This window comes from Burkholderia sp. 3C, assembly GCF_054589155.1.
The window spans coordinates 430,999-440,961 of record NZ_BAAILN010000092.1 but is presented as its reverse complement, the minus strand read 5'-3'; the positions used below and the strand labels follow the sequence as shown (position 1 = coordinate 440,961).

Annotated in this window: 11 protein-coding genes; 8 read left to right on the top strand and 3 right to left on the bottom strand. The window is 64.7% G+C overall.

Annotated features, from left to right (window positions below; translation table 11 throughout):
• Nucleotides 1-293 precede the first annotated feature (293 nt).
• From ACYP33_RS18295 to gcl, 3 genes are all read right to left on the bottom strand, one after another.
• Entirely contained in the window at nt 294-1,181 is an 888-nt protein-coding gene (locus ACYP33_RS18295) for a 2-hydroxy-3-oxopropionate reductase (protein WP_459623138.1), read from the bottom strand.
• A gap of 46 nt (nt 1,182-1,227) precedes the next feature.
• The gene (hyi, locus tag ACYP33_RS18290; RefSeq protein WP_459623136.1) at nt 1,228-2,025 is read right to left on the bottom strand and encodes a hydroxypyruvate isomerase; all 798 of its coding nucleotides are present in this window, start codon (nt 2,023-2,025) and stop codon (nt 1,228-1,230) included.
• A gap of 94 nt (nt 2,026-2,119) precedes the next feature.
• On the bottom strand, nt 2,120-3,895 hold the full coding sequence (gene gcl, locus ACYP33_RS18285) for a glyoxylate carboligase (RefSeq protein ID WP_414445480.1): 1,776 nt from the start codon (nt 3,893-3,895) through the stop codon (nt 2,120-2,122).
• A 176-nt stretch (nt 3,896-4,071) separates the two neighbouring features.
• Here gcl and ACYP33_RS18280 point away from each other — a divergent pair, with 176 nt between their 5' ends.
• The 8 genes from ACYP33_RS18280 to ACYP33_RS18245 all read left to right on the top strand — a co-directional run.
• Nucleotides 4,072-4,983: a LysR family transcriptional regulator gene (locus ACYP33_RS18280; protein WP_459623134.1), complete on the top strand. Its 912-nt coding sequence runs from the start codon at nt 4,072-4,074 to the stop codon at nt 4,981-4,983.
• Between the two features lie 223 nt (nt 4,984-5,206).
• Entirely contained in the window at nt 5,207-5,581 is a 375-nt protein-coding gene (rpsF, locus tag ACYP33_RS18275; protein ID WP_414445478.1) for a 30S ribosomal protein S6, read from the top strand.
• A gap of 37 nt (nt 5,582-5,618) precedes the next feature.
• A complete protein-coding gene (gene priB, locus ACYP33_RS18270) occupies nt 5,619-5,918 on the top strand; it encodes a primosomal replication protein N (RefSeq protein ID WP_414445477.1) in 300 nt (99 codons plus the stop codon).
• 3 nt (nt 5,919-5,921) lie between these two features.
• Nucleotides 5,922-6,197 carry a 30S ribosomal protein S18 gene (gene rpsR, locus ACYP33_RS18265; RefSeq protein ID WP_174941147.1) on the top strand — a complete coding sequence of 92 codons (276 nt, stop codon included), beginning with the start codon at nt 5,922-5,924 and terminating at the stop codon, nt 6,195-6,197.
• Nucleotides 6,198-6,225: 28 nt separating this feature from the next.
• A complete protein-coding gene (gene rplI / locus ACYP33_RS18260) occupies nt 6,226-6,678 on the top strand; it encodes a 50S ribosomal protein L9 (protein ID WP_414445476.1) in 453 nt (150 codons plus the stop codon).
• A gap of 133 nt (nt 6,679-6,811) precedes the next feature.
• Nucleotides 6,812-8,197, top strand: coding sequence for a replicative DNA helicase (locus ACYP33_RS18255; protein WP_414445475.1), 1,386 nt, complete (start codon nt 6,812-6,814; stop codon nt 8,195-8,197).
• Between the two features lie 133 nt (nt 8,198-8,330).
• The gene (locus ACYP33_RS18250; RefSeq protein ID WP_414445474.1) at nt 8,331-8,957 is read left to right on the top strand and encodes a DUF47 domain-containing protein; all 627 of its coding nucleotides are present in this window, start codon (nt 8,331-8,333) and stop codon (nt 8,955-8,957) included.
• A gap of 10 nt (nt 8,958-8,967) precedes the next feature.
• Nucleotides 8,968-9,963, top strand: a 996-nt coding sequence (locus ACYP33_RS18245; protein ID WP_459623130.1) for an inorganic phosphate transporter, incomplete at its 3' end; no start/stop codon positions are given.

Here is a 9,963-nt window from a genome sequence, read left to right as displayed (position 1 = left end):
CGCCACCGATGCGTCGCCATGAAAAAAGCGGACTCGCGAGTCCGCTTTTTCGTTGTTGCACCGTGCGCGTGAGTGAACGATACGGTGCCGTGAATCGATCCGACGAGCGGACGCCCGACGACGACGTCTGACCGACCAAGGCTTCCCCGGCATCGCCGGGCGCCGCTGCGGACCCCAACACCGCTCTCAGCCCAGAGCGGCCTTCAAACCGCCCGCCGGATCTCGCGATCCACCGGGCGCCCCACGGGTGGGCGGCGATGCCGCCCGTGTGTCCTGCCTGCCGTGCGCCCGCGTTATTGGGCTTCGGCGATTTCGAGGTTCGACATGATTTCCAGCGCGCGCACGATGGCCGAGTGATCCCACGCCTTGCCGCCGTGCGCCGCGCAGACGCTGAACAGTTGCTGCGCGCTCGACGTGTGCGGCAGCGCGAGACCGAGCCGGCGTGCGCCGTCGAGCGCCAGGTTCAGGTCCTTCTGATGCAGCTCGATGCGGAAGCCCGGATCGAAGGTGCGCTTGGTCATCCGCTCGCCATGCAGTTCGAGGATGCGCGATGCCGCGAAGCCGCCCATCAGCGCGTGGCGCACGCGTTCCGGGTCGGCGCCCGAGCGCGCCGCGAACAACAGCGCCTCGGCCACCGCCTCCAGGTTCAGCGCGACGATGATCTGGTTCGCGACCTTGGTGGTCTGGCCGGCACCGTTGTCGCCGACCAGCGAGATGTTCTTGCCCATCGCCTCGAACAGCGGCTTCGCGCGCTCGAATGCTTTTTCCGGGCCGCCCACCATGATCGTCAGCGTGGCGTCGCGCGCGCCGACCTCGCCGCCCGAGACGGGCGCATCGAGGTAGTCGCAGCCCAGCGCGTTGATCTGCCTGGCGAATTCCTGCGTGTCGAGCGGCGAGATCGAGCTCATGTCGATCACCAGCTTGCCGGCCGTCAGGCCGCGCGCCACGCCGTCGTCGGCGAACAGCACGTTGCGCACGTCGGGCGTGTCGGGAACCATCGCGATGATGATCTCGGCGCTGTCGGCCACCGCCGTCGAGTTGCCGACCACGCGGGTGCGCTCGCGCAGGTCGTCCGGCACCGGGTAGGCGCCGTTCACCACCAGCGTGTGGCCGGCCTTGAGCAGGTTGCGGGCCATGTGCGAGCCCATGATGCCGAGTCCGATGAATCCGATCGTTGCCATATGTTCAAGTCTCCTGAATGAATGAGGGCGGGCAGGGCGCGGCGGCTCAGGCGTATTCGGCGCTGCGCTGCTTCGCCTCGCGCAGCCAGCCGAGGCCGTCGCGCGTGGTGCCGCGCGGCTTGTATTCGCAGCCGACGTAGCCGTCGTAGCCGAGTTCGTCGAGCAGTGCGAACATGTACGGGTAGTGGATCTCGCCGGTGCCCGGCTCGTGGCGGCCGGGGTTGTCGGCAAGCTGGATGTGCGCGATCGACGGCAGCTTCGCGCGCAGCGTCGCCGCGAGTTCGCCCTCCATGCGCTGCATGTGATAGATGTCGTACTGCAGGAACAGGTTGTCCGAACCGACCGCGCGGATCACGTCGAGCGCCTCGGCAGAACGGTTCAGCGCGAAGCCCGGGATGTCGTAGGCGTTGCACGGCTCGACCAGCAGGCGGATGCCTTCCTGCTTGAGCGCCTTCGCCGCGAAGCGCAGGTTCTCGACGATCGTCACCAGCGTGGTGTCGCGCGCCGCGCTGGCCGATGCGATACCCACCAGGCAGTTCAGTTGCGGTACCTTGAGCGCCTTCGCGTAGTCGATCGCGCGGCCCACGCCGTCCTGGAATTCGGCGGTGCGGTCGGGCAGGCAGGCGATGCCGCGCTCGCCCTGTTCCCAGTTGCCGGCCGGCAGGTTGTGCAGCACCAGCTTCAGGCCGTGCGTGTCGAGCCGTTCCGCCAGTTCCTGCTTGTCGTACGGGTAGGGGAACAGGAACTCGACGGCGTCGAAGCCCGCTTGCGCGGCCGCCTGGAAGCGGTCGAGGAACGGCAGCTCGTTGAACAGCATCGTCAGGTTCGCGGCGAATTTCGGCATGAAGGTGTCTCCGGTCGGTCAGTCAATCAATCAGGAAAACGAATCGAATCGGCGAGTGGGTGAGTCGATTCGATTCGGCGCAGCGAAGCCGTGCTCAATCGAGCAGCGAGATTGCGGTCGGCGCATGTTCGGGGCGCTCGGCCAGCGGCTCGAATTCGTTGATGGCGTCGATCTCGGCGCCCATCGCGATATTGGTCACGCGCTCGAGAATCACTTCGACCACCACCGGCACGCTGAACTCGGCGATCAGGCGCTTGGCCTGCTCGAAGGCCGGTGCGATCTCCTCCGGCTTGGTGACGCGCAGCGCCTTGCAGCCGAGCCCTTCAGCCACCGCGACGTGATCGACGCCGTAGCTGCCGAGCTCGGGCGCATTGATGTTCTCGAACGCGAGCTGCACGCAGTAATCCATGTCGAACTGGCGCTGCGCCTGGCGGATCAGGCCGAGATACGAGTTGTTCACCACCACGTGCACGTAGGGCAGCTTGAACTGCGCGCCCACCGCCAGCTCCTCGATCATGAACTGGAAGTCGTAGTCGCCCGACAGCGCCACGATCGGCCGCGACGGGTCGGCCACGCGCACGCCGAGCGCGGCCGGAATGGTCCAGCCGAGCGGGCCGGCCTGGCCGCAGTTGATCCAGTTGCGCGCCTTGTACACATGTAGGAATTGCGCGCCGGCGATCTGCGACAGGCCGATCGTGCTGACGTAGCAGGTGTTGCGGCCGAACGCCTGGTTCATCTCCTCGTACACGCGCTGCGGCTTGATCGGCACCTCGTCGAAATGGGTCTTGCGCTGTTGCGTGCGCTTGCGGGCCTGGCATTCGGCCAGCCACGCGCCGCGATCCTTCAGGCGGCCGGCGGCCTTCCACTCGGCGGCCACCTCGACGAACAGTTCGAGTGCCGCCTTCGCGTCCGACACGATGCCGAGATCGGGGCCGAACACGCGGCCGATCTGGGTCGGTTCGATATCGACGTGCACGAATTTGCGGCCCTTCGTATAGACCTCGACGCTGCCCGTATGACGGTTGGCCCAGCGGTTGCCGATGCCGAGCACGAAATCGGAGGCGAGCAGCGTGGCGTTGCCGTAGCGATGCGAGGTCTGCAGGCCGACCATGCCGGCCATCAGCGGGTGATCGTCTGGAATCGCGCCCCACGACATCAGCGTCGGGATCACCGGCACACCGAGCGTTTCCGCGAAGCTCACCAGCAGGTCCTCGGCCGCCGCGTTCAGCACGCCGCCGCCCGACACGATCAGCGGGCGTTCCGCGTCGTTGAGCAGGCGCAGCGCGGCCTCGATCTGCGTGCGCGTCGCCTTCGGCTTGTAGACCGGCAGCGGCTCGTAGGTGTCGATGTCGAATTCGATCTCGGCCAGTTGCACGTCGATCGGCAGATCCACCAGCACCGGGCCGGGGCGGCCCGAGCGCATCAGGTGGAAGGCTTGCTGGAACACGCGCGGCACCAGCGCCGGCTCGCGCACGGTCACGGCCCACTTGGTGACCGGCTTGGCGATCGATTCGATGTCGACGGCCTGGAAATCCTCCTTGTAGAGCCGGGCGCGCGGCGCCTGGCCCGTGATCGCGAGGATCGGGATCGAATCGGCCTGGGCCGAATAGAGGCCCGTGATCATGTCGGTGCCGGCCGGGCCGGAGGTGCCGACGCACACGCCGATGTTGCCGGGGGCGGCGCGCGTGTAGCCCTCGGCCATGTGCGAGGCGCCCTCGACGTGGCGGGCCAGCACGTGACCGATCGCGCCGGAGCGGCGCAGCGCCGAATAGAACGGATTGATCGCGGCGCCCGGAACGCCGAAGGCGGTCTGGATGCCTTCTTTCTCGAGCACCAGAACGGCTGCGTCGACGGCTCTCATCTTGGCCATGCATGTCTCCTTGGAATGGCGAATCACGGTGTGGAGACACTGTATGGCTGCGTCAAAGCTTTGATAAGATCGTCGCTTGTCGCTTATTTCAGAACTAAAAGTATCGAATCGGGGGTGCAAGCCGAGCCGTCAAGGCTCGGGGGCATGCCGATCGATCGAATGGACGGAGACGGACGATGGACCGGTTCAAGCAGATCGAGACGTTCATGCGCGTGGCCGACGCCGGCAGCCTCGCCTCGGCGGCACTGGAAGAGGGCGTGTCGCCGGTAGTGCTGGGGCGGCGCATCGACGCGCTGGAAAAGCGCCTCGGCGTGAAGCTGATGTATCGCTCGACGCGGCGGCTGGTGGTCAGCGAGGAGGGCGCGGCCTTTCTCGAACGCTGCCGCGGCCTGCTCAGCGATTGGGCGCAGGCCGAAAACGAGGTGGCGGCCGGGCGCCGCGCGGTCAACGGGCACCTGATCGTGTCGGCGCCGGCCGCGTTCGGCCGCAAGCACGTCGCGCCGTTCGCGCCCGCGTTCGCCGCCGACAAGCCCGAATTGCAGATGTCGTTCAACTTGACCGATCGCGTGGTGGACCTGGTGCGCGAGGGCTACGACCTGTCGATCCGGATCGGCGGCGCGGTCGATCCGAACTTCGTCGCCGTCAAGCTGGCGACCAACCGCCGGGTGGTGTGCGGCACGCCCGACTATTTCCGCCGCCACGGCCGCCCGAAGGCGCTGGAGGATCTGCCGAAGCACAATTGCCTCGCGTTCAATCTGCAAGGGGGCCAGAACCGCGGCTGGTATTTTCGCCGCAACGGCAAGGTGGCGACGATCCGCGTGGCCGGCAATCTCGACTGCAACGACGGCGAGCTGCTGCACCGCTGGGTGTCGGAAGGGCTCGGGCTCGGCTGGCGCTCCACCTGGGAGATCGCGCGCCAGCTCGAAACGGGCGAGCTCGAAACCGTGCTCGACGAATTCGCGCTGCCCGATTACGACATCCTGGCGGTCTATCCGCAGCAACGCTACGTGCCGGCGCGCGTGCGCTATTTCATCGACTATCTGCGCGAGGCCTATGCGCAGCCGGGGTACTGGCGCGGGGCAAGCTGATGGGGCACGGCGCACCAATCGGGACGGATCGCGGGCCGTGGTCAGGCCGATTTCAACGGATCGGCCCGCCAGTTGCCGTTCAAGTCGTTGAAAACACGACCGATTCACGCCGGAAAACCACCGAAACCATTGCGTGCCCCTGCCGAACGGGTTATGATCTTCGGCTTCTCACTTGCCACACCGGTTCCGACGCCCGGGTGGCTTTAATCCCCAAGGAGTGTGTATGCGTCATTACGAAATCGTATTTATCGTGCATCCCGATCAGAGCGAGCAAGTGCCCGCGATGATCGAGCGTTACAAGACCACGATCACCACGCGCGGCGGCCAGATCCACCGCGTTGAAGACTGGGGCCGTCGTCAGCTGGCCTACATGATCGAGAAACTCGCCAAGGCTCACTACGTCTGCGTGAACATCGAGTGCGACCAGGCTACGCTCGACGAACTCGAACACGCGTTCAAGTTCAACGACGCAGTGCTGCGCCACCTCATCGTCAAGCTGAAGAAGGCCGAAACGGGCCCGTCGCCGATGATGAAGGAAGTTCAGCGCGAAGAAGCCAAGAAGGCAGCTGCAGCGCAGCCGGCCGAAGCGCAGGCTTAAGACCGAACGGTCAAGCCACCAAGGATCGCGTCTCTCCGTGAACAGGCTGCAACTGACGGCAAGCGTCGTCGAGCGACAAGCGGTGCGATATACGCCCGCCGGCGTTCCGATCGCAAGCTGCACCTTGCAGCACCACACGGAGGTCGTCGAAGCCGGTATCCGGCGCCAGGTCGAATTGACGATCGAGGCGATGGCCGCCGGCGAGGCGAGCGGCAAGCTGGAACGCTGCGAGATGGGCGTCGAAACGCTCTTCACCGGCTTCCTGGCAAAAAAAAGCCGCAACGCGCGAACCCTGGTGTTTCACATCACAGCATTGCAGGACATAGGAAAGGACTGAATCATGCCCCGTCCCACTGGCAAGAAATTCGACAAGCGTCGTCAGCAACAAAACCCGCTGTTCAAGCGCAAGAAGTTCTGCCGCTTCACGGCAGCCGGCGTTGAGCAAATCGACTACAAAGACACGGATACGCTGAAGGACTTCATCGGCGAAAACGGCAAGATCACGCCGGCGCGTCTGACGGGTACGAAGGCGCATTACCAGCGCCAGCTCGACACGGCAATCAAGCGTGCGCGTTTCCTCGCGCTGCTGCCGTACACGGATCAGCACAAGGCCTAAGGCCAGCGACGCAATAAGGAGAATTCGAATGCAAATCATTCTGTTGGAAAAAGTCGCGAACCTGGGCAACCTGGGTGACATCGTCAAGGTCAAGGACGGCTACGCACGTAACTTCCTGATCCCGAATCGCAAGGCTCGCCGTGCGACGAAGGACGCGATCGCCGAATTCGAAGTCCGCCGCGCGGAACTCGAAAAGGTCGCCGCCGAAAAGCTGGCAGCCGCTACGGCAGTCGGCGAGAAGCTGGCAGGCCAGTCGTTCGAAATCACGCAGAAGTCGGGCGTCGACGGCCGTCTGTTCGGCTCGGTCACGAACGCGGACATCGCTGAAGTGCTGAAGAAGGCCGGCTACGAAGTCGAAAAGGCACAAGTGCGTCTGCCGGAAGGCCCGGTCAAGATCATCGGCGAGCACGCTGTTCAAGTCGCGCTGCACACGGATGTCGTCGTCGACATCACCGTGAACGTGATCGGCGACCACGCCTAAGCGACATCACGGCAACCGGGCGGTGCTTACCGCCCATGCCGCGAAGGCAGGGCCCGGGAAACCGGCCCTGCCTTTTTTCTTTTCCGCCGCCGTGTCTGGCGTCATCTCGCCCATTTCGCGATAATCCCAAGCCATGAACGTGCCGCACGACCCCCAAATCGAATCGCTGAAAGTCCCGCCGCACTCGGTCGAGGCCGAGCAATCGGTGCTGGGCGGCCTCCTGCTCGACAACGCAGCCTGGGACCGCATCGCCGACTTTCTTTCGCAACAGGATTTCTACCGCTACGACCACCGGCTGATCTACGAGCACATCGGGCGCCTGATCGCCTCGACGCGCCCGGCCGACGTCGTGACGGTGTACGAGGCGCTGGTCACGGCCGGCAAGGCCGACGACGTGGGCGGCCTGGCCTACCTGAATGCGCTGGCGCAGAACACGCCGAGCGCCGCGAACATCCGCCGCTATGCCGAGATCGTGCGCGACCGCGCGGTGCTGCGCCGGCTCGTGTCGGTGGCCGACGAAATCTCGGCCGACGCGTTCAATCCGCAGGGCAAGGAAGTGCGCCAACTGCTCGACGAGGCCGAATCGAAGGTGTTCTCGATCGCCGAGGAGGGCGCGCGCGGCACACAGGGCTTCCTCGAAATCGGGCCGCTGCTGACGCAGGTGGTGGAGCGCATCGACACGCTCTATCACACGGCCAACCCGAGCGACGTGACGGGCACGCCGACCGGTTTCGTCGATCTGGACCGGATGACGTCGGGCATGCACGGCGGCGAACTGATCATCGTGGCGGGGCGTCCGTCGATGGGCAAGACCGCGTTCTCGATGAACATCGGCGAATACGTGGCCGTGGAATATGGCCTGCCGGTGGCGGTGTTCTCGATGGAAATGCCGGGCAGCCAGCTCGTGATGCGGATGCTCGGTTCGGTCGGCCGGCTCGACCAGCACCGCATGCGTACCGGGCGGCTGTCCGACGAGGATTGGCCGAAGCTGACGCACGCGGTGCAGAAGATGAGCGAGGCGCAACTGTTCATCGATGAAACCGGCGGCCTGAACCCGATGGAACTGCGCTCGCGCGCGCGGCGTCTGGCGCGGCAATGCGGCAAGCTCGGCCTGATCATCGTCGACTACCTGCAGCTGATGAGCGGTTCGTCGTCGCAGGGCGAGAATCGCGCGACGGAAATCTCCGAAATTTCGCGCTCGTTGAAGAGCCTGGCCAAGGAACTCGACGTGCCGGTGATCGCGCTGTCGCAGTTGAATCGCGGCCTGGAACAGCGCCCCAACAAGCGCCCGATCATGTCGGACCTGCGCGAATCGGGCGCAATCGAACAGGATGCCGACGTGATCCTGTTCATCTACCGCGACGAAGTGTACAACCCGGACAGCCCCGACAAGGGCACCGCCGAAATCATCATCGGCAAGCAGCGTAACGGCCCGATCGGCCCCGTTCGGCTTACGTTCATCGGTCAATATACGAAGTTCGACAACTTCGCCGGGTCGCAGCACTTCCAGGGAGATTGACGCCGCTTGTAAAGCCCGGCGCCGCGAAGCGTTGTATCTCGCGCGGCCCGGGAGAAGGGCCTTACGTGTTTGCCGGGAAACGGTACAATGGCGCCGCATTTGTGACAGTCATTTGACAATACTCGGAAATTTCATGTTCGGTCGATTCATGCCCACCGAGGGCAAGTTCTTCGAAATCTTCAATTCGCACGCGAACTTCATCGTGGCCGGCGGCCGCGAGCTCGAATTGCTGATCGACAATCTCGACGATGCCGAGATCCACAAGCAGAAGGTGCAATCCGCGGAGAAGTCGGCGGACAAGTTGACGCATGAAGCGATCGACCTGCTGCACAAGACCTTCATCACGCCGCTCGATCGCGACGAAATCCACAAGCTGATCACCACGATGGACGACATCCTCGACCTGATGGAGGACGTCGCCACGGCCGTGTCGCTGTACGACGTGCAAGCCGTCACGTCGGAAGCGAGCCAGTTGGCCCACATCGTCACGGCGTCGGCCCAGCATGTTCAGCAGGCGGTGGCGCTGCTGTCGGACATGAAGCAGTCCTCGAAGATCCTCAAGGCCTGCGAGGAGATCGACCGTCTCGAATCGGATGCCGATCGCGTGTTGCGCTCGGCGATGTCGAAGCTGTTCCGCGAGGAAAACGACGTCAAGAACCTGATCAAGCTGAAGGCGATCTACGAGCTGCTCGAGGAGATCACCGACAAGTGCGAGGACGTCGCGAACATCATCGAAGGCATCGTGTTGGAAAACGCCTGAGCGAGCCACGATGCATTCGATACAACTCGCCATCTGGGCCGTTGCGACGCTCGTCATCGTCGCACTCGTGTTCGACTTCATGAACGGTTTCCACGACGCCGCGAATTCGATCGCGACCGTCGTGTCCACCGGTGTCCTGAAGCCGCAGCAGGCGGTCGCGTTCGCCGCCGTGTTCAACGTCATCGCCTATTTCGTGTTCCACCTGAAGGTTGCGCAAACGGTGGGCAAGGGCACCATCGATCCGGCCATCGTCGATCACTACGTGGTGTTCGGCGCGCTGGTGGGCGCGATCGGCTGGAACATCATCACCTGGTATTACGGGATTCCGTCGAGCTCCTCGCATGCGCTGATCGGCGGGCTGGTCGGCGCGGCCGTCGCCAAGTCGGGCTGGGGTTCGCTGAACCTGGACGGGCTGATGAAGACGGTCGCGTTCATCTTCATCTCGCCGCTGCTGGGATTCGTGCTCGGCTCGCTGTTCATGCTCGCGGTGTCGTGGATCTACTTTCGAACGCCGCCGAGCAAGGTCGATCGCCGGTTCCGGCGCTATCAGCTGCTGTCGGCCGGGCTTTACAGCCTTGGGCACGGCGGCAACGATGCGCAGAAGACCATCGGCATGATCTGGATGCTGCTGATCGCCACCGGTTATGCGTCGGCCACGGCCGATGCGCCGCCGGTGTGGGTGATTGGCGGGTGCTATCTGTCAATGGGCCTCGGTACGCTGTTCGGCGGCTGGCGGATCGTCCGCACGATGGGGCAGAAGATCACCAAGCTCAAGCCGGTCGGCGGGTTCTGCGCCGAGCTGGGCGGCGCGCTGACGCTGTTCTCGGCGTCGTGGATGGGCATTCCGGTATCGACCACGCACACCATCACCGGCGCGATCGTCGGCGTGGGCGCGACGCGCAAGCTGTCGGCCGTGCGCTGGGGCGTGGCGGGCAATATCGTCTGGGCCTGGGTGCTGACGATTCCGGCTTCGGCGCTGATCGCGGCGGCGGGCTGGTGGGTGGGG

What these genes read in the sequence shown, in the direction of transcription:
- ACYP33_RS18295 (WP_459623138.1), bottom strand. Translation starts at nt 1,181, where the DNA reads ATGGCAACGATCGGATTCATCGGACTCGGCATCATGGGCTCGCACATG.
- hyi (WP_459623136.1), bottom strand. Translation starts at nt 2,025, where the DNA reads ATGCCGAAATTCGCCGCGAACCTGACGATGCTGTTCAACGAGCTGCCG.
- gcl (WP_414445480.1), bottom strand. Translation starts at nt 3,895, where the DNA reads ATGGCCAAGATGAGAGCCGTCGACGCAGCCGTTCTGGTGCTCGAGAAA.
- ACYP33_RS18280 (WP_459623134.1), top strand. Translation starts at nt 4,072, where the DNA reads ATGGACCGGTTCAAGCAGATCGAGACGTTCATGCGCGTGGCCGACGCC.
- rpsF (WP_414445478.1), top strand. Translation starts at nt 5,207, where the DNA reads ATGCGTCATTACGAAATCGTATTTATCGTGCATCCCGATCAGAGCGAG.
- rpsR (WP_174941147.1), top strand. Translation starts at nt 5,922, where the DNA reads ATGCCCCGTCCCACTGGCAAGAAATTCGACAAGCGTCGTCAGCAACAA.
- rplI (WP_414445476.1), top strand. Translation starts at nt 6,226, where the DNA reads ATGCAAATCATTCTGTTGGAAAAAGTCGCGAACCTGGGCAACCTGGGT.
- ACYP33_RS18255 (WP_414445475.1), top strand. Translation starts at nt 6,812, where the DNA reads ATGAACGTGCCGCACGACCCCCAAATCGAATCGCTGAAAGTCCCGCCG.
- ACYP33_RS18250 (WP_414445474.1), top strand. Translation starts at nt 8,331, where the DNA reads ATGTTCGGTCGATTCATGCCCACCGAGGGCAAGTTCTTCGAAATCTTC.